This is a genomic window from Mesorhizobium sp. M0991 (assembly GCF_040318915.1).
GTDB lineage: Bacteria > Pseudomonadota > Alphaproteobacteria > Rhizobiales > Rhizobiaceae > Mesorhizobium.
In genome coordinates, this window is sequence record NZ_JAMYNE010000022.1 from 64050 (window position 1) to 90130 (window position 26081).

A 26081-nucleotide genomic window follows, 5' to 3' on the forward strand; every position below is an offset into this window, starting at 1 on the left:
GTTGCTCGACAGCGCTAATCCCGAAGAATCCGCGCAAGATTGAGCCTGCGAAGCGGAGCCGCATGCGGTGAGAATTCTGCCCTGCTTGATCCAGTGATCGGAGTTTGGGTGGGGGCCTGTTTTCCCCCAGTGTTCGATGTAGCGACAGCAGAGCTTCGCGACAGCCAATCGCTATTGCTCAATGTACACAGCGCGTAGGCCTTCAAGGGAAGTAAGAGAAAGATGTTGATGAACGTGTGCAGGGAAAAGCCCAGAAATCGAAACTGTCGAGCACGAAATGCTACCACGCTGCATCGGAGCATGGTCATGGACACAATCATCAGTCCTGTCCACCAAGGCACAGTGCCTGTCAGTGCGAAATGTGCGAGGCCCGTTAGTACCGATAGGGCGAGGAGTAGCGGCCCGAGATTCTGTCCGACCACGTCCAACGTGAGATAGCTATTGAGGCCGGGCAGCAAGCGCAGCCCAAGCAGCGTGTCCCGGAATGTGCTTCGTGCCCAACGGAGTTGTTGGCGCAGATACGGTCCGAGTCTGTTCGGAACGACTGTGGCCGCGATGGCGCCCGGAACGTACTCGGTTCGAAAGCCTGCTTTCAGCATGAGGATAGTGAGATGGCGATCCTCCCCGAAGTCGCTTGGCTTGCCCCGAAAAAATTGCGACTCGTACTGGTCCAGTAACAAAAGGAGCGCAGACCGACGGTACATGGCACATGGGCCGCAACAGCACATAACGGCACCGAAGCGAGCCTGTGCCGCGCGCTCCTCGTTGCAAGCCAGCCAGTACTCCATGTCTATCAGCCTTGTCAGCCAGCTCTCGCTCCGGTTACTGGCAATCAACTGACCCATGACTGCGCCGACCGCTGGATCTCGCATCTTCGGTACAAGCTTGGTGATGACGTCGGACGCGAGTATCGTGTCTGAATCAACGTTAAGCACCAAATCCCCGGATGAGCGGCGTATCGCGGCGATCTGCGCCTTGCGCTTTCCAACATTCTCGGGAAGCAAAATGATGTCGAACCTAGGGTCGCGCGCGTAGGTTTCGTGGACAGTTCCTACGGCTTCGCGATTTCCAGAACCGTCATCAACCACATAGACCCGAAGTCTTCCGGCGTATTCTTGGTCTGCAATGGACGCCAGGCACTCTGAAAGCGTGCGCGGATCCTCGTTGAAGCAGGGGACGATGACATCCACGCTGGGCAGTTGATCGGAGCCGACGAGATCCTCCAACGCCGATGAGTCGTTTGTCGGCAGAGCATAAATCCCCTGCATGCTCTTATAAGCAGTCGAGAGCAGTGCATAAAGCGAAATGGCCACAGTGCTGGTTGTACCAAGAAGAGTCATGGGATCTCGTTTGTTCAGTGATGTTGAGGAAGTGAGCGGATTACAAATCCGCGCTCATGAAGTGCTGGAATCAGACGGGACAGCGCCGTGACCGTCTGGTCGCGCAGACCGGCGTGAGCGCCCTGGCTCAACTCGCCGGGAGGGCATCCGTCGTGCAAGAGTACGATTGCGCCCGGCCGGACAGAGGCGAGCACGGTATCGATAATCGCGTCGACCCCAGGGCGAGACCAATCTCGAGGGTCGACGGACCAATGGAGGGCCGTCAGCCCGGCGATCTGTGACGCTGTGAAGATTTCTTCGCTCCAGGCGCCGTAGGGCGCGCGAATATAGCGCACCGAGGCCTGAGGGCACGCCCTCATGATGGCGCCGTTCGCTTCAAAAATCTCACGTTGCACTTCGCCGAAGCCGCATTTGTACAGATCCGGATGAGTCATCGTGTGGTTGCCTAGCTCGTGCCCTTCTGCAAACATTCGTTGGATTAGATCCGGGTGCTCTAAGGCGTAGGCGCCGATGACGAAGAAAGTCGCCGGCACCCGCTGCTCTGCCAACACATCGAGAATCTCCGGTGTGAAAAGTGGATTGGGACCGTCGTCAAACGTCAGATAAACGCTGCGACGGCCGGTGCCGTCAGAGCACTCACGGCGCACTTCGTACAAGCAATCGGGACGGCTCATAGCTCTGGTCCGTTCCGATCGATCATCGTGCCCGTGGGCCATTCGCTGATCGGCCGTCCAACTGGCAGAACAATGGTGAGTGCGTCATCGATGCGTGTGGGCGGCAGGTCGAGGCGCGCCTCTGGTCGGGTGGAGCGCACGCGAATTCCCGACAAAACGGCCAAAGGGCTGTATCGCCGCGCGAACCTCTCAACATGATTCCGCAGCGCGTCCCGGACGGTTCCGAAAGCGAATGGAACGCCAAGCTCCTGCAGTATTGGAAGCATGACATGGATTGAATGGGCGATTCCGAGACCCTCAAGATCCGGACGTACCCCGTACAGGCCCAGCTCAGCCACCAACAGATCGACCGCGTCAACCTTGATGAAACGGCGCAGTATGCCCATGTGAGCCGCTACACCGCTCGAATCATAGGCGATTGCGCGGAGTTCAGGCCTGGCTCCGGCCCAGCTTCGACTACCTTCGAACGGTTCTGCGTTGGACGCCCCAGTCGGCCCGTAGGTATTACGAAAGAACTGGGCGAGCTCGACGTGGTCCGAGAGCTGCAACTCGTTTTCCCAGCACAATTTCCACTGCACCTGAGGGCGCATTCAGGACCTCTCTTCAAAATGGTTTCTTGCGGGCCGCATTACCCGGCCAAAGCGGCGGCGTTGTTGGCTGCACTCAACCGTTGTCGTTAGCGACGGTGAGCCAGCCGGTGGGGCTCGCCAATGAGCTCTCTCGATGTTCCCGCCCGTGTGGCGGCGCCGTCGATTTGAGCTTGACGTCGGTCATTTACGTTCCTCTAATGCATGGTTCGTAAATTCGTAAAATTGATTGTTTAGATGATGCCCATCCACACGCTGGATAGATCAGGATATGCGGTTTAAGGGGCTGGATCTGAATCTCCTCGTTGTGCTGGACGCTCTGATCAGGGAGCGTAAAGTCACTGCCGCGGCCAACAGTATTAATCTGAGCCAGCCGGCCATGAGCGCCGCCGTCGCTCGGTTACGCGCCTACTTCAGCAATGAGCTATTTACGATGAACGGCCGCGAGCTCATTTTGACACCGCGCGCGGAGGGGCTTGCCCCAGCAGTCCGGGACGCATTGCTGCACATCCAGCTATCGATTATTTCCTCCGACGCCTTTAACCCAGCCCAATCGGATCGTCTCTTCCGAATCATGCTTTCCGATTACCTCACGCTCGTGCTTTTTAAGAGGATCGTAGAGCGTACTGCGCGGGAAGCTCCCGCCGTCCGCTTCGAATGTCTCCCTATTTGCGACGACCCCGAGGAGCTTCTCCGGCGCGGCGACGTTGATTTTCTGATTATGCCGGAAGTGTTCATGTCGAAACATCCTCGCGCAGCCCTGTTCGAAGATATGCTCGTATGCGTAGGCTGCGGCACGAACAAGCAGCTGTCAGAGCCACTTACATTCGAGCGATACTTGTCGATGGGGCATGTCGTGCTCAAATTCAGGCACACCCGGCAGCCCACCATGGAGGAATGGTATTTGCTCGAGCACGGGTTCGAGAGACGTATCGAGGTCGTCGTACAGGGCTTTAGCCTGATCGCGCCGGTCCTATCAGGCACCAACCGCATCGGGACCATGCCCTTACGGCTGGCGCAGCATTTCGCAAAAACAACACCCCTGCGGATTGTCGGACTTCCGCCGCCACTTCCTCATCCCGCATTCACGGAGGCCGTCCAATGGCCTGCGCTTCACAACACTGATCCGGCAAGCCTGTGGATGCGGGAAATGATGTTGCAGGAGGCATCTCGCCTGGCGCCTTTGCTTGAAAGCTATTGAGCGTCTCGGGCACGACCATCCGACCTTGCAGTTTAAACACCGCCCGCAAGAATATGTCATTAATCAGCATGTTAGGCGCGCTCCGGCGCGTGTTACCACTACGTTTTGGGGGTGATCTCAGGCGAGTTGTTCGTCGAGGTTGTGTGGCAGAGCGATGCCAGCTGCCTTCAAAACGTTGCCCACTTTGGCCGTGACGTGGTGGTGACGACGCGAGCATCCTTTTCGATGGTGGCTTCCTGGAGGCGGTCGCGATCGCGTAGGAACGGTTGCCATTCGGGCGTCAGGCCTTTGGCCCGGCAGAGCGGCGCAGTTCCTTGCTGAGTACGAGGGCCAGGAACGAGCAGAACACATGTCCGGGTTGGTACTGAATTGACTGCCGCCTCCGATTTCGCGTGCGAAGTCCCAGAAGGTGTTTAGCCCCACTCAAATGCCAACTTTGCCGGCCATGCCGCGGCTTTTCACGCGGCCAGGCGAGGAGATGGCGGTCGACGAGGTCGATACCAATGGACTGTGCCGGCCTCGCTCGGCTACTGGCGTGAGGCATCCTTGATGACACCGCCCTGCACCGACAACGTCGAGATGTTGGCAATGAAGCCGGTCGAGGTCAACGCTGCGGATGTAGGCAATTTACCTCGCGCTTCGGGCTGAACGCGCGGCCGATCCGTTCACCCAATCGGCGCTTCATCCTGGGCCGCGGCTGAGGCCTGTGGGGTGCGGCTACCCCGCGTGGATGGGATAATCAATCAACTTTCTCTCATTCATGAAAGGAAACTCCCCGCTTACGATAGAAGCCATCAGTTTCATATATTTTCCGGCAGATGGATGTCGAACGGCAGAAATGTCTGTCCTGGTGTTTCAGCAGTGCCGGTCTCGATAGCCCGCGTCATCAGCGTTATCAGCTCCTGGGAAAGCCGGCGCATTGGCGTGGCGACCGCCATCGTGATGATGTTATCAGCGAGTGCCGCCCGAGATTCCGGCGTGATTTCATTCACGATCGCGACGAGATCGCGACTTTTACCCTCTTCCCGGACCGCGGAGATGGCGCCCTCCATGCCGCCCCCGGCGACATAGAAGCCGACGAGCTCGGGTTCCCGCTGCATGAGATCAAGCGTTGCCTCGTAGGTGACCTGCCGTTTCTCCAGGTTCACAAGCGGATCGAGCACCTCGAACGTCGGCGCGTTCTCACGGCAATAGGAGCGAAAGCCGACGTCACGGAGCTCGTGCCCCTGGAAACGATGGCTACCGACAAACACCGCCACCTTGCCGGGCCGTTTTGCGACCTTGGACACCATCCAAGCGGCCGTGCGCCCCACCTTGCGGTTGTTGAGGCCGATATAGCCCTGTCGCACGCCGGCGGCGAAGTCGGAAAGCAGCGAGAAAACCGGAATGCCTTTGGCCTTGAGGTCCTCAACCGCTGCTGTAATTTTTGGGTGGTCCGGTGCCACCATCGCGATCGCATGGCAGCGTGCGCCCAAATCCTTGAGCGGTGCGATTAGGTCGCTCGGCATATGTGACGGGGCGAATTGGATGAGCGGAATGCCGTGGAAGGACTGGGCCAAATTGACCGACGCTTCGACCTCGCGCGCAAAGTCTTGGTAGAAATGCTGGGCCGGTTTTCTCAAGATGAAGCCCAGACGGTAGCACGGTAGGTCTCGCCGCAAGCGCTGCTTGATGAGCCCGGCAGCATGATAGCCGATCGCGTGGGCGGCGTCGTGGACCCGCCGCGCGGTCTCCTCGCGCACCGGATGGCGGGCGTTCAGAACCCGATCGACCGTTGCTACGCTGACTCGGGCTTCGCGGGCGAGATCGGTAATTGTGGGGCGCTTGGTCATGGGTCCTATTCTGATTGGTTTTTGACGCAGGCTGGCTCTCTGTCACCTAGCGCGATTCGACAATGCTTTCGGGTGGGCAAAGTGAAGACGCCCGCATACTGAATGATCGACAGCGTATTGGACTACTCCAGACGTAGACCGGCCGGGTATAACGGAAGGTTCATTCGCTTAGGGCGGCGATGATTTGCACTCACACATTTAGCGCTTCTGATACATGGTCCGTGAGGCGCCGTTTAGAGCCTGCGAGTCGATCGTTCAGGTCATGTGACCAGCTTGGCGAAACCGGTCGCGGTGCGTCGCCCTTACTCGGCGGAGGATAGCCGGTTTGATGCCTCGGCAAGCTGATGACCGCAGAAGGCGGCTTTCATCTGCGCTTGGTCCAATTCTCCTTCCCAGCGGGCGACGACGAGGGATGCCACTGCGTTACCAACGCAATTCGTCAACGCCCGGCATTCGGACATGAAGCGGTCGATGCCGAGTATCAGGGCCATCCCAGCAACGGGAACACTCGGAACTACGGCGAGCGTAGCAGCCAGGGTGATGAAGCCCGCACCTGTCACACCTGCAGCGCCCTTGGAGGAAAGCATCGCAACGAGCAGCAGCAGCACCTGATCGCCGATTGACAGATCAGTGTTCGTCGCCTGCGCGATGAAGAGGGCCGCCAGGGTCATGTAGATATTCGTGCCGTCCAGATTGAACGAATATCCGGCCGGGATGACGAGACCCACAACCGAACGCCTGGCGCCCGCCTTCTCCATCTTCTGCATGAGCGAGGGGAGCGCGGCCTCCGAGGAGGACGTTGCGAGGACAAGCAGCAGCTCTTCCTTGATGTAGCGAATGAGAGAACAGATCGAAAAGCCGTTGTAGCGGCAGACCGCGCCGAGAACCCCGAACACGAAGAGGAAGGCGGTGAAATAGAACGTCGCGACCAGCATCGCGAGGTTGACGACCGAACCGATGCCATATCTGCCGATGGTGAAGGCCATTGCGCCGAAAGCGCCGATCGGCGCGGCTTTCATCAGAATGCCGACGAGCTTGAAGACAGGCGCGATGAGCGCCTGAAGGAAGGAAACGACAGGCTTGCCCGTCTCTCCGGCCATCGCGAGCGCCATGCCGAACAGAACCGAGAAGAACAGCACCTGCAGGATGTCGCCTTCCGCGAAGGCGCCGACTATCGTTGGCGGGATGATGTTCATCAGGAAGCCGGTGACCGACTGCTCGTGGGCCTTTGCGGCATAGGTATTCACGGCCTGGACATCGAGCGAGGCCGGATCGATGTTGAGGCCGGCGCCAGGCTGGACGACATTGGCGACGATGAGGCCGACGATCAGCGCCAGCGTCGAGAAGGTGAGGAAATAGACCATTGCCTTGCCGGCGACCCGGCCGACCTTGTGAAGATCGTTCATGCCGGCAATGCCGGTCGCAATTGTCAGGAAGATGACAGGCGCGATGATCATCTTGACCAGCTTGATGAAGGCATCACCCAGCGGCTTCAGGCTCTCGCCGGTCCCCGGATAGAAATAGCCAATTGCGACGCCGAGGGCGATGGCGGCAAGCACCTGCGCGTAAAGCTTGGCATAGAAGGGTTTGCGGGGCGCGGGACTCGCGCCGCGGACTTGTGCAGCTGACACTGTTTCTCTCTCCCTGACCGGATCGAGGTGGCGTGACTTCTCCCGGGCTTCTCCCTATCGCGGCGCTCCGGTCGAACGCTGCACCAAGGCCGCCGCAATACCCATGCCAAATGGATCCGCATGACCTGAACTGACGTTGGGCTCGCCAATGATGGGATGAGCGGTGGCACAAGACGGGAATGACAAGGCCGCCGTCCAGCACGCGCTTGATGTTCTCCGGCAGATTGCCGGTCGATCTCTCTGGCTTGCGGTTTTGCTGCACATCGTGGCGGGCTCCTCGGTTTGCCGACTTTGGGAAGGGCCGCATCGCTGGCACGAGGGCGCAGAATTGCCGTGTTCTTTGCCGCGCTCCCGCTGCAGCGACAGCTTGAAAGCGACGTCGAGACGTAGGGATTGACGCCGCTGGTGCTGACCGCGACGATGCGGTTCAGAAGTTCCGAGCACCGCCGAGAAAGCCGCGCTCGACCGCCACCTTCGCGCCTTCACACGCGACGCCGCCGCCTTATCTGTGTCATCAATATCGAGGAAATGGCGGTTGCCGCGACCGACCAGTGTCGTCGGCAGTGATTATCGCTCCCGCCCCTGGTTCGCAGGCGCTGGTGACTGGCACGGCCCGGCAACTCGGCGCGGTCAGCCGCTCGGGCACCGCATCGCCGGCGCCGTATTTCTGTCGTTCAACATCGCCGACAAAAATTAGAACTGATGAATTCTATCATAGGCCGCGAGGTTTCCTTTCACGAATGAAAGAAAGCTCGATTGACTATCCCGCCTCGCTCCAGTCTTTTGAAAATCAACGTGTGGTTGCCCCCGTGCAAGCCGAGAACGTGGCCAAGCTTCGTGGAGGGAGAGCCAAGCGATGCGTCAGGGGTCGACCCGCTTTGCACTCGACCACACGGCGGTGGCACGAGTTCACGTCAGAGCATTTTCGCGCTTGCCCGCGACGTCGCGGGCGCACATGCCGCCGGCATGCATTTCATGGCGCGAGATCGAGGATCATATGCACCACAACATTCCCAAATCAGAACAAAATGCCAGCGAGTGCCGCATTTCGCTTCCGGATGCGAAAAGGGCTTACCCAAAGTCCGAGATGAACACCGCGGTCCCTTTTGTGCCATCGCACGAGCACGCGCTTACCGGCATCTTCGAAATATCGAAAGTACTCACCGACCCCGCCCGGCTCGAAGTCACGTTGGCCAAGGTCGTCGATCTCCTGCCCTCGTTTGTGCAGATGCGGCACGGCATCATCGCTCTCTTCGACGCTGAGGGCGTACTGGACATCACCGTAGTCACCGGCTGCGACGAGAACAGCGATGAGCGCTCCCGGATGCGCCTGCCGCGCAAGGCAATCGATCTGATTGTGACGACGGACACGCCGCTCGTCGCCGAGAACATAGCGGTGCATTCGGCCTTCACTGCCGCTGACATAGAGGTGCTTGGGGCCTCCGACACCGTGTCCTTCATCGGCGTTCCCATTCGTGTTGATGGGAACGCCGTAGGCACGCTGACTATCGACCGCGCCTTGGACAGCAGGTCAACGTATCGGCTCGATTATGATGTCCGGCTGCTCACCATGATAGCCAACATGGTGGGACAGACAGTCAAGTTGCACCGCTTCTCCGCGGGCGACCGCGAACGACCGACGGAGGTGGAAGATGGGCTGCAAACGCAATTCTCTGATGTCAAGCACCCTGCACCGCAGCGCAAGAAGGTTCACGTCAAGGGAATGATTGGCGATAGTCCGGCGCTAAGCGCGCTGCTCGAGAAGATCGCAGTTGTAGCTAAGGCAAAGACCACGGTTCTGTTGCGAGGCGAATCCGGTACCGGGAAGGAGCTGGTCGCCAAGGCAATTCACGAGTTGTCGCCGCGCGCCAAGCGGCCCTTCATCAAACTCAATTGTGCAGCGCTGCCAGAGACAGTCCTGGAATCCGAATTGTTCGGTCATGAGAAGGGTGCCTTCACAAGCGCGTTCAATTCCCGCAAGGGTCGCTTTGAGCTCGCCGACAAGGGGACGTTGTTTCTGGATGAGATCGGCGAGATCTCGGCCTCCTTCCAGGCAAAGCTACTGCGCGTGCTGCAGGAGCAGGAGTTTGAGCGCGTCGGCAGCAACCAGACCATCAAGGTCGACGTTCGCGTGATTGCCGCCACGAACAGGAACCTTGAAGAGGCGGTTGCAAGGAATGAGTTCCGCGCCGACCTATATTATCGCATCAACGTGGTTCCCTTGCTGGTGCCGGCATTACGCCAAAGGCGCAGCGATATTCCGCTCCTCGCAGCTGAGTTTCTCAAGAATTTCAACGATGAGAACGGCCGTACGCTGACCTTCGATCCGCGTGCGATTGAAGTACTGATGAAATGTGAATTTCCCGGCAACATTCGCGAGCTTGAAAATTGCGTGCACCGGACAGCGATCCTGGCGGAGGGACGATCAATCGGGAGAAACGACTTTGCGTGCTCCCACGACCAATGCTTTGCCGAGGCGCTGCGGAAGAGCAGATCGGGCAAGGCCGCGCTGCAACCAGCGCCAATCCTGCCAGAGGCAGTGAATCCGGCCACGCCTCCGGATGCGGCCGCTCGTTCGGCCGCCACCACAGTCCCGCCTGCCGGAGCAACCCACTCATTGGGCGCGAGGACCACCGACGCCGAGCGCGTCATTGCTGCCATGGAAAGATGTGGCTGGGTGCAGGCAAAGGCGGCGCGCCTGCTTGGACTGACCCCGCGCCAGATTGGCTACGTGCTGAGGAAATACGGCATCGAGGTCAAGCGTCTGTGAAAGCATGACTCAGGCGGATTAGCTGAGACCGCTTAGCGGCTTGGCCCGCGCAGGGATGCAGATCCGCGTCCGCGTCAAGTCGATCCGACCGAGGACAGCCTGGCCGAATTCCCGTCGTGGCAGCCGGCGTTGCGACCATCTTGTGAAAGGCGACGCTGCCATCGTCAATCCGTCCGCCATGTTGCTCTCATTGCGAGCTCATACGGATGCCCTGTGCGACTGAAACGGAGATAAAATATGTCCGATGCAAAACTGCAAGCTGTGCTTTCGTCTCTTCCGCAAGGGACGCGACAGTTAGATGCTCTGCCGTCCAACGGACCAGCGCCGGACAGAAGTTTTGTCAAGCTGAATACGAATGAGAACCCGTTTCCGTTGCCGCCAATCATAATGCAAAGTGCAGTGGCGGCCCTCCAGCGCCAGTATCTGTATCCGGACGACGATAACATCAGCTTGAGGGAAGCAGCGTCCAATACCTATGGCGTATCCACGGATCAGGTCATCGCAGGCAACGGGTCGTCTGAACTGCTCGGACTCATCTACAGAGCTTTCCTCGCCCCTGGCGACAAGGTGGCGATGATATCGCCAGGGTTTTCGTTCAACCGCAAACTTGCCATGTTGCATGGTGCTGAGTTTCTCGAGATCGGATGTCAAACTCATTCGCTGCCAATGGAGCAATTGCTTTCCGGTCCGGCAAAAGACGCCAAGTTCATTCTGGTGGCCAATCCAAACAATCCGACCGGAACATTCCTCTCGATAAGCAATATCGAACGCCTCGTGGCACAATCGGATCGCCTGGTCGTCCTTGATGAGGCCTATGTCGACTTTGCACCCGATCACGGGCTGCGCCTCATCAACCGTTATTCGAACCTTCTGATCTTGAGAACATTTTCGAAGAGCTATGCCGCCGCCGGCATTCGCGTCGGTTTCGGTTTCGGTCACCCTGAGATTATTGGCAGGCTGCGCAACATCCAGAACGTCTTCAACATGAACGTGATCGGGCATGCGGTTGGTATCAGCGTGCTTGCGCATCGCGGCGCCTACGCAGAGAACCACAAGCACATCAGACATGAACGACAGCGAGTGACAGCCGCACTGTCGCAACTTGGATTTTCCGTAACGCCCTCCCACGCAAATTTCTTGCTAGCCCGTGTGCCAGCGGGACAGGACGGCTCATGGTGGCAAGCAGCCTTGGAAAGGCAAAAGATACTCGTTGCATACTTTCCGGACAATGGTTTGGAACATTGCATCCGCGTCAGCATCGGCACAAAAGAGCAATTGGATGCATTTCTTGCTGCCGCTCGCGATATAGTTGGAAGCTTAAGCATACCAAGCACCACAGGCAGGGGAGCGTCAGGCTCTGCTCGTTCGGTACGCTGACGCTAATCCGATATCACACATTGCTATCTTGAGACTTGCTTGGTCACCCAAGCACGACAACATTTTTCTTTAAAATCGGGGACAATATCGAGTGACAAACGTCTTTCCTTCAAACCTAGCCTTCGGCATCTTCGATCATCTGGACGAGGACGGCCTCGATATCGCCCGGCAGTACGAAGATCGCCTGATATTAGCAGAGGCGTGCGATCAGCTAGGGTTCTATGCCTATCATCTCGCAGAGCACCACTGTACCCCCCATGGGAGAGGTCCATCGCCGAATCTGTTCTTATCGAGCGTCGCCCAGCGCACCCGGCGCCTGCGTCTCGGACCCTTGGTGATGCTGCTTGCGCTTTATCATCCGCTGCGTGCGTTCGAAGAGATCTGTATGCTGGACCAGTTGAGCGGTGGCAGGCTCGAACTGGGCATAGGGCGCGGTGCTCTCCCGATCGAATTGGGTTACTTCGGGATTGGTGCGGACGCGGTGCCGGGCCGCTATGCGGAAGCCAGCGAAATTCTTGTTGAAATACTTGTTAATGCCATGAAGGTTGGCACGCTGTGCTATCAAGGCCGCCATTTTGAGCTCAATGACGTTCCTTTGACGCTAAGACCTCATCAGCGTCCACATCCGCCGACATGGGTCGCCGCCAATCGACCCGAGTCCGCAGCCTGGGCCGCTGCGAATGGAGCAAATATCGCGTGTGTAGGACCTTCCTCTTCTGTTCGCAAAACTACTGATGCGTTCCGCGCCTATCAAGAGGACAACACTGGCGCGGGCGATCGAGCGCCATTTATTGGATTGCTCCGCATGGTCGTGGTTGGGCGTTGTGACACACATGCCTATTCGCTCGCGGCACCTGCTTACGATCGATGGCTCAAGAGCTTCCAATTCCTTTATGAGCTTAACGCTATCCCCACTCCACCCAACCTGCCGCTGACCTTCGATGCGGCAGTCGAGAGTGAATTGTGCGTGGTAGGATCAGCAGCGTCTGTGCGAGAAGCTCTGCTTGGTCAGTTGGAAGAGGCAGGTGCTAACTACCTTCTTTGTCAACTGGCATTTGGGAATCTGCCGCTAGATGCTTCCCTGTACACCGCGAGGACCATTCAATCCGAAATCATGGCTCGACTTGTCTGACCGTGAAATTCGCGGTCTGATCTGAAGGTTAAATCGTTGTAACAGCGCTCCCTCACATCCACGTGCTCGAGCGTGCACGTGGTGGGGCGGGCAATCGGGAGGGAGGCCAAACTGACCACGAGCCGGCGGCACAGATTACCAGGGGTTTGTGCGTTGGCTGGCGTCTGGGCCATCGTGTGAACCTGCACGATCCTAAGGAGATGATGGCCGAGCGCGTCACGATGCCGGCACGCGTCTGCTCGTCGCGCTCGCGCTAGTCGTTGGCACATAGCCCGCCGCAGAGGTTCTTCTCGACCGGGGCGGCGCCGGTGGCGGCTCCCGCATCCAGCTTCATCAGCGGCTCGGCGGTAGCAAAGCCGTCACTCGCTACGGCGCTGTTGAGGGCGCGCTCGCGAGCGGCTTTGCTACGCCGAGCGACACCACCTGGAGCGAGTTCGCCCGATGTCGCGGCGTGCACCGCGGTCGGATAACGACGCTGGAGGAAATCGTTCGCAGCCGGTCTTCACGATCCGCGCGAGTGCTTTGCATGAATGCTGCCTGCTTCCTCGTCTGCGGCGGCCTGAGTGTCCGCCGGCACGCCCGAAGTCAATGTCAGTACCACAAGGCCGCCAAGACGTCAGGTCTGGGAGCCGGCTTGTACGGTCGTATCGTGTTCTGGAATATCGTCAAAGGAGGCGTAGTTGAGATTGTAGAGTTTGGAATACAGGCCCCCCATGGCTATTAGCTGATCGTGGTTGCCAGTCGCAATAACTTGGCCATTCTGAAGCACGATGATGCGGTCGGCACCCCGGATCGTGGCAAGACGGTGGGCGATGACGAGGCCAGTGCGCCCTTCAAGCAGCTTTATCAGAGCCTTCTGAATCTGCATTTCCGTGTAGCTGTCGATGTTGGCGGTAGCTTCGTCGAGCACGAGGATCTTGGCGTCGGCGACGAGGGCGCGGGCGAAACTGATAAGCTGGCGCTGGCCGAGAGATAAGTTGTCGCCGCGTTCGCCAAGTTGGGTCTCATACCCGTCGGCGAGGCTCATTATGAAGTCGTGGGCGCCGACCGCCTTGGCGGCCTCGATCACCTTGTCGCGCGTGGCTTCCGTCTTGTGGTATCGAATGTTCTCGAAGACCGTCCCGGTGAACAGGAACGGCTCCTGCAGCACCATGGCGACCTGGCGGCCGAGCGATTCCTGGGTGAGATCGCGCACATCATGTCCGCCGACCAGCACTTGGCCCTGCTGAACATCATAGAAGCGGTGGACCAGGGCCATCGCGCTCGATTTGCCAGAACCGCTCGGCCCGACCAGTGCGACCGTCTCGCCGGGATTGACCCGGAAGGAGACATTTTTCAGCACCGAACGGTTCGGATTGTAGCCGAAGGTGACGTCCCTGAACTCGACCGAGCCGTCCATTTCGGGCGAAAGCATCTCGGCATTGGGTTTGTCCTGAACATCGATCTTGACGTCGAGCACATCGGTCAGGCGCTTGCCTGAGGCCATGGCGCGCTGCATGACCGAATATTGCAGGGTGAGTGAGCGGATCGGGTCAAAGAAGCGCTGGATGTAAAATAGGTAGGCAACCAATACGCCCACATCTATGCGGCCATTCATGACCATCGAGCCGCCGACCACAATAACGGCGGCCATGGCGAGGCCGGTGAGGCCATCGACGATAGGCACCATGACCAGTGCATATTTGGCAGCGATCAGGTGGGTCCTGAGGTTGGCATGGGCCTTGTCGTCAAAAAGGATGAAATTCACCTGCTGGCGGTCCATTGACTGGACGGTGCGCACGCCGTGAATGGCTTCGGCCAGCGCGCCGTTGACGACGGAATTAGTCTCGTGTGCGGCCATGAAGGCGTCGCGGGCACGCGGCAGCCAGACAATGCGGACGATCACCAGGACCGGCAGAACCGAGAGCGTCAGGAGGCCGAGGCGGAAGTCGAGCCACAGCATTACGAAAACGATGCCGAAGAGAAGCGCAACATCGCCTACGGAATATACCGAGGTTTCGAGGAATTCCTGTATGGAGTTGACGTCGCCTTGCAGGCGCGACATGAGGCGTCCGACCTCGGTCTTGTCCATGAAGGAGAGCGAAACCTTCTGCAGATGGCCAAACATGGCGCGGCGGATGTCGAACAGGACAGTTTCGGCCACTTTCCCAACCACGGTTTCCTGCATGTAGCCGGCAGCGAAATTGACCAAAATCGCCAAAACGAACGCGCCGACGGCCGCGAGCTGGGCTGAGCGATCGGTCCTTGCCGGGTTCATGCCCTGGTCGAGCGCGTAGCGGATGATCAACGGGATGAGAAGCTGCGTCCCGGTGAAGATCAGCATTGCTGCAATCGTGATGACTACCCTGGCCCGATAGGGACGGACGAAAGCCCAGATGCGCCGGAGGATGCTCTTGTCGAAAGCCCGGCCGAACATCTCCTCCTCGATGCGGTGCGAGCCGACAACCGCGCGCGGAGGGCGTCTACCGTCGTCACGTTCGGCTTCGACTTCGCCGGCGCGGCCCTGCGCCATCAGCGGGCGCCCCCATACTGGGTCATATTGTCATGACCCGGGCGCGTCTGGAGATCGTAAAGGGCCCTGTAGCGTCCCCGCTTCGCCAAAAGCTCTTGATGCGTGCCGCGTTCTACGATTTCGCCGTTATCGACAAAAAGGATCTGATCGGCATGCACAAGCGCACTCAGCCGGTGCGCGATGATGATCGTCACCCGATCCTTGGCGAAGCGCCGCATCGCCGCGCGGATGCGCTGCTCGGTGCCGGCATCGATCGCGGCCGTTGAGTCGTCGAAAACGACGACGGAGGGGCGCAGCATCATGGTGCGAGCAATCGTGAGACGCTGGCGCTGGCCGCCAGAGAGAGAGACGCCGCGTTCGCCCACGACCGTCTCGTAGCCCGCTGGGAGCCCGAGGATGTAGTTGTGGAGCTGGGCGAATTCGCCGGCGCGTTCGATTCGCTGTCTCTTCGCCCAGGGATCGCCATAAGCGATGTTGTTCTCGATCGTAGTGGTGAATAGGAATGCATCCTGCTGTACGACGGCGACCGCCTTGCGAAGCGTCGCGAGGGTGACATTGCGTATGTCCTGGCCGTCCAGCGTGATGGCGCCACCGGTCACGTCATAAAAGCGGGGGACCAGATGAGCTATCGTCGATTTGCCCGAACCCGGCGGACCGACGATCGCGATCGTCTCGCCTCTACGGGCCTCAAAGCTGAGGTTCTTCAGAATGGCGCGGTTTTCGGCGCTGGGGTACGCAAACGAGACATTGTGGAAGCGCAGAGTGCCGTCGCTTATCTCGAGCGGTCTGGCCTCGAGAGCATCCCTGATTGTGATCTCCTGGTCGAGGAGACCGAAAAGCCGCGAACCGCAGCTAGAAGCGCGGGCAAAGGCATTGACCATGAGGCCGATCTGGCGGACTGGCATTTGCAGGATTGTCATGAAGGTCAGGAAGGTCGCCACCGTTCCGACGCTTATCTCGCCAGCGACGAGCTTGCTGCCACCGATCCAGAGCACCAATCCCATTGCGAAAAAGAAGGACAAGGTCATCGCCGACGTGCTGGGCACGTAGATGTCAACTCGGTCGTGGGCGAGGTCGAGCGCGTTCTTGGAAGCGCCGTCGAACTTCAGCATCTCATAGGCTTGAGCCGCAAAAGCGCGGACCACGCGGATGCCTGCGAGATTTTCCTCCATCACGCGGCTTAGTACTGAAAGCCGCTCATGCAGGTCGAGCCAGGTGGCGCGCAGCCTAAGCTGTGTGGCCGATGAGCGCCAGGCGACAAAAGGCACGAAGCTCAGCGCGACCAGGCCGAGCATGGGATCGGTCGAGATCATCATGTAGGCGCCGATCCCGATCAGCATGGTGAGCAGGAGCACGCGAACGAGCGCGGTGGAAAAATACATCCGCACGCCTTGGAGATCGAGCATTCCGATGGTGATCAGATCGCCTGAATGGACCCGGTCGTGAAAGGAAAAGCTGAGACGCTGGATCTTGTCGTAGTAGGCGAGCCGCAGTTCGTACGCGACATGATGCCCGACGGCTTCGGCAAAATAGTTCTGCGCCATCGTGAAAAGGCCGTGTAGCGCGCTGACGGCGAGCAGCAGGAGAGCCGGGATCCAGAGCGCTTGTCCTGCCGCGGTCCCCGCGACACCGCCCCCGATGGCTGTCTGGGTCAGGTCGACGGCCCGGCCGAGAAGCTGGGGAATGAGCAACTGGAGGATTGCCGCCAGGACCGTCGAGCCCATAGCGAAGGCGACCTGCCAGGGATGCCGCAAATTCATACGCGTGATGCGCAACAGCGTACTCAAATCCCGGCCCCAGCGCGCCGCTTCCACATGGGTCAACGAATTCAGAGCGTTCGTTGCGCTGCCGATAGCATCACTGCTCACGGGTCTATTCCCGACTGCATTTTGCGCCTTCGAGGCAAGCGAAGGACCAATCATCAAAGGGGCCCGCCATTGTTAATCCTGTCCACCACCTGCAGCAGGGCGCGTTCCTATAAGCCGAGCCGCGGCTTCACCTACTGGCATGTCGATCACCGTGATTCCGCTTGCCGCAAGGAAACGCGCTTCGTTTCTGGACAGCGTTTCCGCGTCCATTACCGCGCAATGTGGACCTCGGGAGCGCTTCATGATCTGCCTGGCGTAGGTGCGCAGCATCTGATCGGTGAAGCGGCAGCCAACGAAGAAAAATCCACGGGTGATGCGCCGTTCCTTCACCACGTCTGGGATCGGTGTCTGGATATCGATTTCGGTCAGGACTTCGACATAGTCGGAATCTGCGACGAGAAAGTTTTGCGCCGGCCTAATACTCCCGTGAGGTGTATAGAGAACCGTCTTCGCCCCCGATCGGGGGTCGAGTTCCCTCCCGGACAAATCGTAGGTTTTCGTCCAAATGTTACCGATTTCGTTCGCCCGCGTTACGCCCTGGATCTCGACGACGTCCGTTCGGCCGGTCTCTACGAGAGCCGTGCGCATCGCGCCGTCGTACCAGCTGTCGACGAAGAGGGAGAGCGGCAGCCTTGCGAGCCAGGCGTGGAGGAGGGTAGGCGCCACCGGCGCTGCGAATATGTCGGTCATCCAAGCTTGAAGCGTCCGGCGATGCCGGCGCTGTTCGATGAACTGCGCAACCGACCACATATTGGTGCGGATCCTGGAAGGGGCTGGCGCCCGTGCATTGAGTGCCGCGGCAACGACCTCCGGCGTATGCGGCACAGGCGGTTCCGCACAGTTGAACCCAAGAAGACCCGGACCGAGATAGGGGATCACCTGATCGGCGGCGAGCGCTTCCTTCGCCAGGTCAAGCAGCTTTTCGGCAAAACTGTCCCGCACGATGACCAGGTGGCCCGATGTCAGGATCGTGTTCATGCTCGTTTCCTCGCGACGCACCTTATGAACGGGCAGCATCAGTCCTCTTCGGAAACCTTCCTTGCCTCGACGGTGATCGGCAGACGCGTATCCCGTGGAAGATCGGGTAGGAGGAGCCGCCACCCGTTCCTGAGCGTCACAGTTCCGCCCCACAACTCTTCCTTCTCGAGCTTGATGATCGGCTCTTCGAGGTCCTTCTTCGGGACATACGCCGACAAGCCAGCATCGGTCCTGCGGATCATGACTTTCATCTGGCCGTCCCTTCATTGGTATTGCTATCAGCACTGCAGGGCACCTCGGCTTTGTCGAGGCTCATCAGTTCACGCGCTCGCATGCCGACGACTGTGCCACGGTCGATCCATTCGACCGCATAGATGAAGAACTGCTGGAGAAAGGTGCCAATGTCGCGCACATATCCCTCGTCGCCCTTCCGCACGAGATTTTCGCCGATCTCCCTGCCAGGATAGGTGCCGTCATTCTTTATGTGGCGAGTGGCACGTACCCGCTCTCCCGGCATGAATCGTGGAGGCCTGCGGATTTCGACCTCCTCTTCGCGTCCGAGCGACATGTCCGTTCCCTGATTTCTCTTGAGGCTGCAGATTGTGAACAAAGGCGTTCCAGGCGTCCTGCGAAGGCATCCCCGACCATGTCGCTAGCCCAATGTTCGTCACGCAGGAACGCAGGTCTTCGGCACCGGGCATACCGAGGCACATTGCTGCGCATCGAAGACCCCCTCGCACTCGGTGCACTTTTGCGGCTCAATCACATAGCTCTCGCCTTTGAACTTGATCGCGCCGGAGGGACACTCGAATTCGCAGGCGCCGCATTGGGTGCATTGGGATGCGATGATCTTGAAAGCCATTTTAACTCCTGGTCCGAATGGATGAGACGCGCTCAGGCTGTCGCCGCGAGTGCGGGGGTCCCAGACGCGGCCGCGTAAATCGCGCTGATTGCGGTCTCGATATAGTCATGGGCATAAGCGTCGGTGGCTCGGATTCCAGCGTCCGCGAGCTGATCCTCGGGGCAATTTCCGATCTTGGCGCACAGCACGATATCTATGCCTTCAAGCGCTGCGATGACGCCATCGAGGGCGGCTTCTCCGCCCCAGCCGCCGAGGCAATACTGCTCCACCTTGCGATGCCCGACAAAGCTGATCCCTCTCGGCGAGGCTTGATAAACCTGGAATTCCTTCGCATGGCCGAAATGTTCATTGACGCGGCCGCCGCCCTTGGTCGCCACCGCGAAGAGAAGGGACTTGCCGGGGCTCGCTGCCTTGACCAATCCGATCGCTTCTCTCCTAGCCGCCACGTGATCACGGCGCTCCTCCGCGACCAGCTCCCGATAGGCCTTGCGATTGCTGGCATCGTAGGTGACCTCGCCGGGAATCCGGTCGAGTGTGAATTCCTGGCCACGATCCTCACCGAGCAGGCCGACGGCATCTGCCCGGCACTGCCGGCAGTGGCGCATCAACTGGGCGCCGCCTTCGACACGATCCTGAAGAGCCTTCATCTCCATTGCGTTTGGGCCGCGTTGCCCGCTCAGTCCGTAGTGCGTGCCGTGCGCCGGGTCCGAAATCAGGGGCATGAGGTTGTGCAGGAACGCGCCTCGCTCCTTCACCCATCTATTCACCTTGATCAGATGCTCATCGTTCACGCCGGGGATCATCACTGAATTGATTTTGGTGAGGATGCCGCGCGCGGTCAGCATCTCCAGACCCAACATCTGCCGCTCGTGCAGGATCCGGGCGGCTTCGATGCCGACGTAGCGGCGATGGTCGTAAAAGATCCAAGGATAGATCTTTGCACCGACCTCAGGGTCGACCATGTTGATGGTGATCGTCACGTGATCGACATTCATGTCGGCAAGCTCATCGACATGGTCCGGCAGCGCGAGCCCATTCGTGGAGATGCAAAACTTGATGTCTGGGATTTCCCTGGCAACTCGTTCGAACGTTGCCTTCGTCTTCTTCCAGTCGTAACAGGCATCGCCCGGTCCGGCGATGCCGAGCACGGAGAGTTGCGGCACCTCGTTGGCGACCGCGACCACCTTGCGTAGCGCCTGGTCGGGTGTCAGCGTTTCGGAGACCACCCCAGGCCGGCTTTCGTTCGCGCAGTCATATTTGCGATTGCAGTAGTTGCACTGGATATTGCAGCCGGGCGCGACCGCGACGTGCATGCGCGCGAAATAGTGATGCGCCTCTTCTGAAAAGCAGGGGTGATCCTTGATCTTCTCCCAGATAGCCGGATCCGTGTCGTCCGGCTTTATCGACGAGCCGCAGGACGAAGACGCGCAGCCACCGGCTTTCACGGTGGCAAGCAACTGGTCACCGAATGTCGTGCTGAGGCTCTCAAGCGAAATTGCCGGTGCGGACATCGAACGGCTCCGTTGCTAGGTGAATGTCGCAGTTCAAACCGCAAGAGCTATGCCAGCTCAAAGAGCGGTTTTGGTTCACGAATTGGCTTTCGTGTCGGATTCCGTCGGATTGCTCCGACACACCTTTGTCGGGCTTCCGACAGTGGACAAGCAAATCGGGTCGCGAAGGCTACCAGCCTTGGGCGCGAAGGGTGTGAGGGAGACTACTCCGGGCTTACGTTTGACGTCATCACGACGTCTAGAATTTCTTCACCTCGATGCCATATCGGCGCAGCGCGTAGCCGATTTGCCGCGGCGTGAGGCCGAGGATACGAGCCGCCCTGGCCTGAACCCAACCGGCCTTGTCCATCGCGTCGATCAGCCGGTCGCGTTCCGTCAGACGCGGGGGACAAGCGGGATCGTTTGGATCGCCGGCCGCAAGGGGAGATACGTTGCCTGCGGAGGCACCGATGCGACTGGCCGGCAGCCGCAATCCGACCGGCACTGCGTTGACCCGTGCGAGATCGTCGATGGTATTGCCGCCATTCGAGCGGTCGGCTCGCTTCCAGAGGAGCCAGGAAAGGCACTGGCTCTTCTTACAGGCGAAATCGGATGGCGTGATCGTCCTTGAACGCGCAAGTGTGGCCGTCCTTTGGACGCAGTTCTCCAGCTCGCGGACGTTACCAGGGAAGTAGCATTGCGAGATCAGGTCAAGCGCCGACGGCGCGAAGGCGAGTGCGCGATCGTTCTCCTTGTTGAATCGATTGAGGAAGGCGTTCGCAAGGCGTGGAATATCGCCGGGTCGCTCTCTGAGCGGAGGCAGGATAATTGGCACCACATTGATGCGGTAATAAAGGTCGGCCCTGAACTCCCCTTTTATGACGGCCGTCTCGAGGTCCTTGTTGGTGGCGCATATGAGGCGCACGTCGACCTGTAGCGTTTTGGTGCCGCCGACTCGCTCCAACTCGCCTTCCTGCAAGACACGCAACAGCTTGGCTTGAAAGGCCGGCGAAATCTCGCCGATTTCATCAAGTAGCAGCGTTCCCTCATTTGCCAATTCAAAACGACCGGCGCGCTGGGAGATAGCACCCGTGAAAGCGCCCTTTTCATGCCCAAACAGTTCTGACTCCAGAACGCTTTCAGACAGTGCGGCGCAGTTCAATTTGACGAAAGACTTCTTCCTCCGACGTGAGAGCTTATGGATGGCTTGCGCAAAGAATTCCTTGCCGGTGCCGCTTTCACCCCGCAGTAGCACGGTGGAATTGGTCCCTGCTACGACCGAGACGGTTTCGAGCACCTGCTTGAGTGCGGGGCTTTCCCCGATGATCCCGTCGATTTTGACATCCGCATGCCGGGCAGGGTCGTAGGTCCTCCCCTCGTTGGGCGATTTCTCCGGTCTCCATTGCTCATGGACAGACCGCTGACGATCTGTACTCAGGATGCGATGGAGACGGATCGTCCGGCCGACAAGGTTGGCGACCATCGTCAGGAAGTATGTGTCCTCGTCGTCGCGAAAGTCGGTGGCGCCGTCTCCGGCGCGGTCGATCGACAATGTCCCAAGGATTTTATGATCAGCCTTTAGCGGGATACCGATAAAGGCAATTGGGATGGTCCCGCTGCTCGAAGATGTTTGAAGGTCAGCCTGAAATAGTTGGGACTTGCGGACGTCCGGTATGAAGAGCGGCGTCCCCGTAGCGACGATTTGATCTGTTATGGCCTGTGGTATGACGCGGCGAGTGCCTGATTGAGGTGCGTGGGTATTGCCGGCAGTTGCGGCAATCTCCGGCTCTCCTTCAGCGTCCAGGACGACGATTGCTCCGTGACGCATCTGCAGAAACGAAGGCAGGATGTTCACGACATTGGCGAGCGTAATCTCCAGCTCGCTGGGGGCGGTCAGCACCTTCGATATCTCGTAGAGTCCCCTGAGCGCGATATCTGCTTGGGGCATGCTTTTGATGGGCGGTTCAGGGCGGGTATCCCGAGGTGCTACCTCGTCGACCCGATCTTGCGGTACGTGAGCCATGGAAACACCTCAGCGGTTGTCGTCCAGAGTGCTCCTCCTTTCGTGTCTGAGTCTGAATTGTGAAAGCACAGTATTCACGAGCTTCTCTTCGTGGCGCGGCAATTCAAGCAAAGATAGACTTGGCGTTGGTCGCGACCTCAGGTGTACCAAGATTGACCCTCTTGATACGGTGCGTGCGTCCTCATCCGAATTTGAAGAGGACTCCGAAGCCGCCGCGTGGATAGTTCCACTCGATCTCGCCACTGGTCTCGCACAAAATCCGGCAGGTGCCGCACTCCATGCAGCCGTCGGCAGTGATCTCCACTTGACCTTTGTCGTTCAACTCATAACATTTCGCGGGGCAGACGTGGGTCAGCGCGAGCAAGTTCGCGCTTGGCCTCTCGTGCGGTCGCACTTTGATATGCGGACGGCCAGAATCCACCAAGTAGCGGTTCTGGTAAAGCTTGTCCTCGACACGTGACTTCGTCACTGCGATCGTCATTTCGTCTCCCCTCAGCGCCACGCCAATGCAAGGCGGACCGCGTCGCTGACCAGCCCCCAGCGCGAGCGCGCCTTGATGAAGGCCGCCGTGGTCGCCTTTTCCTTCTCGATCTTCGGCGTGCCGTCGACACGCATGAAGTTCTGCGCGGCTTGCGACATCAACCGCGGATAAGCCGTGAAGTAATTGCAGGAATTGGTGTGGAGCAAGGCCGGCATGTCTTTGTATTTCCTTAGGTCCTTGACCACGAAGGACTTGTCCAGCATGGCTTTGTAAAGGGCGAGATTCCGTTTGGTCATAGGACCGTTGCGGCTCTTGACCTCGATGATTGCCTCAGCCGCGATGCGGCCGGAGGTCATGGCGAGGTTCGAACCCTCGCGGTGAATGGCGTTGTTCAGTTGCGCGGCATCGCCGACCACGACCCAACCGTCGCCAAAGAGCTGCGGAATAGCCTTGTAGCCGCCTTCGGGAATGAGATGCGCGGAATATTCTTTCACTTCCGAGCCGGCGATCAGCGGCCGGATCGAAGGATGGGTTTTTAAGGCGTCGAGGAGGACGTAAGGGCTCTCGACCATCGCGGCGAAATCGGAGACGAGGCAGCCAATGCCCAGTGAGATCGACTCCTTGTTGGTATAGAGGAAGCCGAGCCCGGCCATGCTGCGGGAGGTCGTGCCCACCGCCTCGATCGCGCAGCCTTCATCGCCTTTGAGGCCGAACCGCTGCTCAATGACCTCTTCGGGCAGGAAATGCATTTCCTTGACGGCGAGCGCCACGGTTTGCGGCTTCGGCATCTCGCGCAGGCCGGCCCGCGTGCCAAGCAGTCCGCATACGCCTTCTGCGAGGACGACCACGTCCGCGTAGATGGCTCCGCCGGCCCGGTCTGTGCGGACGCCGATCACCCTGTCCTTGGCGTCACGGATGAGTTCCGTCACGGTGGTCTCGCACAGAACCGTCGCGCCGGCCTCGCGCACCTTACGCGAAAACCATTTATCGAACTGGGCACGGATGATCGTGTAGCGGTTGGGCTTCGCCTCATTGAAGTCGTCCGACCGATAGTGAATCCCGGTATGGGATGTGTCGTCCATCACCCAAAGCCGCTGTTCAACCAAATGCCGCTCGAGAGGCGCATCGTCCCGGAAATCCGGGATGATCTTCTCCAGCATGTTCGCGTACATGATGGCACCCTGGACATTCTTGGAGCCCGGATATTCACCCCGCTCCAACTGCAGCACCTTCAGGCCGTGGCTGGCCATGGTGTAAGCAGCTGCGTTTCCGGACATGCCGGCCCCAATAACAATGGCGTCGAATTGTTCCTCAATCATGTCCATCCCTTAGCTCGCAAGCTTGTCGCGACTGTGGGGCGACAGCCGCCGGGTGAAGGCTTCCGTCAGTGCGGGCAGGAAGCGGATCGCGTCGGTGACGATCCCGAGGTGAGCGAAATCGAAAATCGGCGCGTTCGGGTCGGTGTTGATGGCCACGATGAGATCCGCCCCCTCGACGCCAACCCGATGCTGGACGGCGCCGGAAATCCCGGCCGCTATGTAAAGCTTCGGCCGGATGGTCTTGCCAGTTTGGCCGATCTGCCGATCAGCTGGCATCCAGCCCTTCTGGACCAACGGGCGCGAACAGCCGTGCTCGGCGCCGATTGCTCGCGCGAGATTCTTCACAAGCTGCAGGTTCTCCGCCGCGCCTAGACCGAGGCCTCCCGCAACCACGACGTCGGCATAGGCAAGATTTGCCTTTGCCGACTGACTATCCGGCAGGAAGCCGAGGATTTTGGTAACGATCTCGTCCTCGGCTACCGAGAGCTTGTGCCGGATGACACGCCCGACCGGTTTATCCGCCCGCTGCGGCATGGGCATGACCCTCGGTCGCACTGTCGCCATCTGGGGGCGGAAATTGAGCGTATAGATCGTGCACAACAAGGAACCGCCGAAAGTCGGACGGGTGGCGGCGAGCGAACCGTCGGTATCCACATCGAGTTCGGTGCAGTCGGCCGTGAGCCCTGTCTGCAAGGTCGTCGCCACGGAGCCGGCAAGATCCCTGCCGAGTGTGGTGGCACCGAGAAGAAGGATCTCGGGTTTGTGGGTATCGACCAGATCCGTCATCGCCTTGGTGAATGGCTCGTTCCGATAGTCGGCGAGCAGCGGCGCCTCGACGATGTAGACAAGGTCGGCGCCATAAGCGAACGCTTCGGCAACGGCGTTCCCGATGGCCTCTCCCGGCGGTCCAAGCACGACGCCCGCAAGCTGGACCTGAAGCTTGTCTGCTAACTTGCGGCCTTCGCCGAGCAGTTCGAATGATACGGGATGGACTTGGCCGCGTTCGAGCTCGATGAAAACCCAAACGTGCCGGTAGTCCTTGAAATGCGCGGGCAGCTCCTTCTTTATTCCGGCACGGCCGGCGGCAGGGCGAGGGGTTTCTCGGTTCGCGTTCGACATCGTCTGATCCTTGCCCTCTCACGCGCCGCCGTTGAAGGCGAGCTCATGTTCCAATGCCGGCTGGCGGGTGAAGATTGCCGTGATGAGTTCGTCAGCGACATCGCGCAAAGCCATCTCGGCGGTGTCGATTTTTGCCGCCTTTTCCGCCCGCGCAGGAGGGGCGAAAACGCGCTTGACGACCGTCGGTGAACCGCGCAGGCCGCATTTGGTGAGATCCTCAATGCCGGCGTCGGCCGCACTCCATTTCAAGACCTGGCTGCGCGCGGCGCACAGGGCGTCCTGGATCGAGCCCCGGCGGATCTCGTTTGTGCCTTCCAGCATGGTGATGAGGCAAGGGAGCCTGCTCTTCAGCATCTGTGTGCCGCCTTCGGAGCGGCGCTCGACCTTGATCTCGCGTGCAGCAAGGTCAATAGAGGCGATCTTCGCGACATAGGTCAGTTGCAGGAGTCCGAGGCGCTTGGCGATGCCGGGCCCGACCTGGGCGGTGTCGCCATCGATCGTCTGCTTGCCGGTGAAGACGAGGTCTGGCGTGCCGAACGTCTCGCCAACCTTCGCGATTGCCTGGGAAAGGGCGAACGAGGTCGCCAGCGTGTCGGAGCCGGCAAAATAGCGGTCGGTCAAGAGCACCGCTCGGTCGGCGCCGTAACCGAGCGCCTTGCGCAGCGCGTCCTCTGCCATGGGCGGGCCCATAGTGAGCACGGTGACTTCGCCACCATAGGCGTCGCGCAGTCTGAGGGCTTCTTCGAGGGCGAACAGGTCGTAAGGGTTGATGATAGTCGGAACACCCTGGCGCATGATCGTGTTCGTCACCGGATGGACCCTTATCTGTGCCGAGTCCGGCACCTGCTTGATGCAGATTACGATGTGCATTGGCGGTTTCTCCAG

The 26081-nt window shown here is 59.5% G+C and carries 22 protein-coding genes and 1 pseudogene; 4 read left to right on the plus strand and 19 right to left on the minus strand.

Annotated elements, in window-relative coordinates:
- Positions 1 to 14 precede the first annotated feature (14 nt).
- The 3 genes from nodC to NKH70_RS26030 are packed head-to-tail and all read right to left on the minus strand — an operon-like array spanning position 15 to position 2604.
- Positions 15 to 1340: a chitooligosaccharide synthase NodC gene (gene nodC, locus NKH70_RS26020; RefSeq protein ID WP_352466667.1), complete on the minus strand. Its 1326-nt coding sequence runs from the start codon at positions 1338 to 1340 to the stop codon at positions 15 to 17.
- Positions 1341 to 1354: 14 nt separating this feature from the next.
- Positions 1355 to 2014, minus strand: coding sequence for a chitooligosaccharide deacetylase NodB (gene nodB, locus NKH70_RS26025; protein ID WP_352466666.1), 660 nt, complete (start codon positions 2012 to 2014; stop codon positions 1355 to 1357).
- A complete protein-coding gene (locus NKH70_RS26030; RefSeq protein WP_352457034.1) occupies positions 2011 to 2604 on the minus strand; it encodes a NodA family N-acyltransferase in 594 nt (197 codons plus the stop codon). The genes nodB and NKH70_RS26030 overlap by 4 nt, the downstream gene beginning before the upstream one ends.
- Positions 2605 to 2872: 268 nt before the next feature.
- Here NKH70_RS26030 and NKH70_RS26035 point away from each other — a divergent pair, with 268 nt between their 5' ends.
- Positions 2873 to 3802, plus strand: coding sequence for a LysR family transcriptional regulator (locus tag NKH70_RS26035; protein WP_352457033.1), 930 nt, complete (start codon positions 2873 to 2875; stop codon positions 3800 to 3802).
- A 117-nt stretch (positions 3803 to 3919) separates the two neighbouring features.
- On the opposite strand, the pseudogene NKH70_RS35855 reads toward NKH70_RS26035, so the two are convergent.
- From NKH70_RS35855 to NKH70_RS26045, 3 genes and pseudogenes are all read right to left on the minus strand, one after another.
- A pseudogene (locus tag NKH70_RS35855) lies at positions 3920 to 4157 on the minus strand (IS1634 family transposase); the annotation flags it as partial.
- Positions 4158 to 4602: 445 nt separating this feature from the next.
- Entirely contained in the window at positions 4603 to 5634 is a 1032-nt protein-coding gene (locus NKH70_RS26040; protein WP_352466665.1) for a LacI family DNA-binding transcriptional regulator, read from the minus strand.
- A gap of 302 nt (positions 5635 to 5936) precedes the next feature.
- Positions 5937 to 7265 (minus strand): dicarboxylate/amino acid:cation symporter, encoded by a 1329-nt coding sequence (locus NKH70_RS26045; protein ID WP_352615322.1) that lies wholly within the window; start codon positions 7263 to 7265, stop codon positions 5937 to 5939.
- Positions 7266 to 8262: 997 nt separating this feature from the next.
- Between NKH70_RS26045 and nifA (NKH70_RS26050) the strand changes: the two genes are divergently transcribed.
- The 3 genes from nifA (NKH70_RS26050) (at position 8263) to NKH70_RS26060 (ending at position 12544) form a co-directional block, all read left to right on the plus strand.
- The gene (gene nifA, locus NKH70_RS26050) at positions 8263 to 10035 is read left to right on the plus strand and encodes a nif-specific transcriptional activator NifA (RefSeq protein ID WP_352615324.1); all 1773 of its coding nucleotides are present in this window, start codon (positions 8263 to 8265) and stop codon (positions 10033 to 10035) included.
- A 237-nt stretch (positions 10036 to 10272) separates the two neighbouring features.
- Positions 10273 to 11412 carry a histidinol-phosphate transaminase gene (gene hisC / locus NKH70_RS26055; protein WP_353026396.1) on the plus strand — a complete coding sequence of 380 codons (1140 nt, stop codon included), beginning with the start codon at positions 10273 to 10275 and terminating at the stop codon, positions 11410 to 11412.
- A gap of 91 nt (positions 11413 to 11503) precedes the next feature.
- Positions 11504 to 12544: an LLM class flavin-dependent oxidoreductase gene (locus NKH70_RS26060; protein WP_353026397.1), complete on the plus strand. Its 1041-nt coding sequence runs from the start codon at positions 11504 to 11506 to the stop codon at positions 12542 to 12544.
- A gap of 253 nt (positions 12545 to 12797) precedes the next feature.
- On the opposite strand, the gene NKH70_RS26065 is transcribed toward NKH70_RS26060, so the two are convergent.
- The 13 genes from NKH70_RS26065 to NKH70_RS26125 all read right to left on the minus strand — a co-directional run bounded on the left by NKH70_RS26065 (position 12798) and on the right by NKH70_RS26125 (position 26066).
- Entirely contained in the window at positions 12798 to 13001 is a 204-nt protein-coding gene (locus NKH70_RS26065; protein ID WP_353026399.1) for a hypothetical protein, read from the minus strand.
- Between the two features lie 159 nt (positions 13002 to 13160).
- The gene (locus tag NKH70_RS26070) at positions 13161 to 15056 is read right to left on the minus strand and encodes an ABC transporter ATP-binding protein (protein WP_352752967.1); all 1896 of its coding nucleotides are present in this window, start codon (positions 15054 to 15056) and stop codon (positions 13161 to 13163) included.
- Positions 15056 to 16924 (minus strand): ABC transporter ATP-binding protein, encoded by a 1869-nt coding sequence (locus NKH70_RS26075; protein WP_353026401.1) that lies wholly within the window; start codon positions 16922 to 16924, stop codon positions 15056 to 15058. The genes NKH70_RS26070 and NKH70_RS26075 overlap by 1 nt, the downstream gene beginning before the upstream one ends.
- A gap of 72 nt (positions 16925 to 16996) precedes the next feature.
- Positions 16997 to 17902: an SIR2 family NAD-dependent protein deacylase gene (locus NKH70_RS26080; protein ID WP_353026402.1), complete on the minus strand. Its 906-nt coding sequence runs from the start codon at positions 17900 to 17902 to the stop codon at positions 16997 to 16999.
- Positions 17903 to 17940: 38 nt separating this feature from the next.
- Complete coding sequence (nifT, locus tag NKH70_RS26085; protein ID WP_023678250.1) at positions 17941 to 18153, minus strand: putative nitrogen fixation protein NifT; 213 nt, start codon at positions 18151 to 18153, stop codon at positions 17941 to 17943.
- Positions 18150 to 18470 carry a nitrogen fixation protein NifZ gene (locus NKH70_RS26090; protein WP_352450751.1) on the minus strand — a complete coding sequence of 107 codons (321 nt, stop codon included), beginning with the start codon at positions 18468 to 18470 and terminating at the stop codon, positions 18150 to 18152. The genes nifT and NKH70_RS26090 overlap by 4 nt, the downstream gene beginning before the upstream one ends.
- Positions 18471 to 18569: 99 nt before the next feature.
- Entirely contained in the window at positions 18570 to 18764 is a 195-nt protein-coding gene (locus tag NKH70_RS26095) for a 4Fe-4S dicluster domain-containing protein (protein ID WP_023678248.1), read from the minus strand.
- A gap of 32 nt (positions 18765 to 18796) precedes the next feature.
- On the minus strand, positions 18797 to 20275 hold the full coding sequence (gene nifB, locus NKH70_RS26100; protein ID WP_353026404.1) for a nitrogenase cofactor biosynthesis protein NifB: 1479 nt from the start codon (positions 20273 to 20275) through the stop codon (positions 18797 to 18799).
- Positions 20276 to 20513: 238 nt separating this feature from the next.
- A complete protein-coding gene (nifA, locus tag NKH70_RS26105) occupies positions 20514 to 22277 on the minus strand; it encodes a nif-specific transcriptional activator NifA (RefSeq protein ID WP_036238852.1) in 1764 nt (587 codons plus the stop codon).
- A 181-nt stretch (positions 22278 to 22458) separates the two neighbouring features.
- Positions 22459 to 22758, minus strand: coding sequence for a ferredoxin family protein (locus tag NKH70_RS26110; RefSeq protein WP_023678245.1), 300 nt, complete (start codon positions 22756 to 22758; stop codon positions 22459 to 22461).
- Between the two features lie 11 nt (positions 22759 to 22769).
- Complete coding sequence (locus NKH70_RS26115; RefSeq protein WP_352591524.1) at positions 22770 to 24077, minus strand: FAD-binding protein; 1308 nt, start codon at positions 24075 to 24077, stop codon at positions 22770 to 22772.
- A gap of 9 nt (positions 24078 to 24086) precedes the next feature.
- The gene (locus tag NKH70_RS26120; protein ID WP_352776721.1) at positions 24087 to 25196 is read right to left on the minus strand and encodes an electron transfer flavoprotein subunit alpha/FixB family protein; all 1110 of its coding nucleotides are present in this window, start codon (positions 25194 to 25196) and stop codon (positions 24087 to 24089) included.
- Positions 25197 to 25214: 18 nt separating this feature from the next.
- Positions 25215 to 26066, minus strand: coding sequence for an electron transfer flavoprotein subunit beta/FixA family protein (locus NKH70_RS26125; RefSeq protein ID WP_352466656.1), 852 nt, complete (start codon positions 26064 to 26066; stop codon positions 25215 to 25217).
- Between the last annotated feature and the right edge of the window lie 15 nt (positions 26067 to 26081).

Bases quoted from the DNA above. Each gene is read 5' to 3' on its own strand.
- nodC (WP_352466667.1), bottom strand. From the start codon at position 1,340: ATGACTCTTCTTGGTACAACCAGCACTGTGGCCATTTCGCTTTATGCA.
- nodB (WP_352466666.1), bottom strand. From the start codon at position 2,014: ATGAGCCGTCCCGATTGCTTGTACGAAGTGCGCCGTGAGTGCTCTGAC.
- NKH70_RS26030 (WP_352457034.1), bottom strand. From the start codon at position 2,604: ATGCGCCCTCAGGTGCAGTGGAAATTGTGCTGGGAAAACGAGTTGCAG.
- NKH70_RS26035 (WP_352457033.1), top strand. From the start codon at position 2,873: ATGCGGTTTAAGGGGCTGGATCTGAATCTCCTCGTTGTGCTGGACGCT.
- NKH70_RS26040 (WP_352466665.1), bottom strand. From the start codon at position 5,634: ATGACCAAGCGCCCCACAATTACCGATCTCGCCCGCGAAGCCCGAGTC.
- nifA (WP_352615324.1), top strand. From the start codon at position 8,263: ATGCACCACAACATTCCCAAATCAGAACAAAATGCCAGCGAGTGCCGC.
- hisC (WP_353026396.1), top strand. From the start codon at position 10,273: ATGTCCGATGCAAAACTGCAAGCTGTGCTTTCGTCTCTTCCGCAAGGG.
- NKH70_RS26070 (WP_352752967.1), bottom strand. From the start codon at position 15,056: ATGGCGCAGGGCCGCGCCGGCGAAGTCGAAGCCGAACGTGACGACGGT.
- NKH70_RS26080 (WP_353026402.1), bottom strand. From the start codon at position 17,902: ATGAACACGATCCTGACATCGGGCCACCTGGTCATCGTGCGGGACAGT.
- nifT (WP_023678250.1), bottom strand. From the start codon at position 18,153: ATGAAAGTCATGATCCGCAGGACCGATGCTGGCTTGTCGGCGTATGTC.
- NKH70_RS26090 (WP_352450751.1), bottom strand. From the start codon at position 18,470: ATGTCGCTCGGACGCGAAGAGGAGGTCGAAATCCGCAGGCCTCCACGA.
- NKH70_RS26095 (WP_023678248.1), bottom strand. From the start codon at position 18,764: ATGGCTTTCAAGATCATCGCATCCCAATGCACCCAATGCGGCGCCTGC.
- nifB (WP_353026404.1), bottom strand. From the start codon at position 20,275: ATGTCCGCACCGGCAATTTCGCTTGAGAGCCTCAGCACGACATTCGGT.
- nifA (WP_036238852.1), bottom strand. From the start codon at position 22,277: ATGGCTCACGTACCGCAAGATCGGGTCGACGAGGTAGCACCTCGGGAT.
- NKH70_RS26110 (WP_023678245.1), bottom strand. From the start codon at position 22,758: ATGACGATCGCAGTGACGAAGTCACGTGTCGAGGACAAGCTTTACCAG.
- NKH70_RS26115 (WP_352591524.1), bottom strand. From the start codon at position 24,077: ATGATTGAGGAACAATTCGACGCCATTGTTATTGGGGCCGGCATGTCC.
- NKH70_RS26120 (WP_352776721.1), bottom strand. From the start codon at position 25,196: ATGTCGAACGCGAACCGAGAAACCCCTCGCCCTGCCGCCGGCCGTGCC.
- NKH70_RS26125 (WP_352466656.1), bottom strand. From the start codon at position 26,066: ATGCACATCGTAATCTGCATCAAGCAGGTGCCGGACTCGGCACAGATA.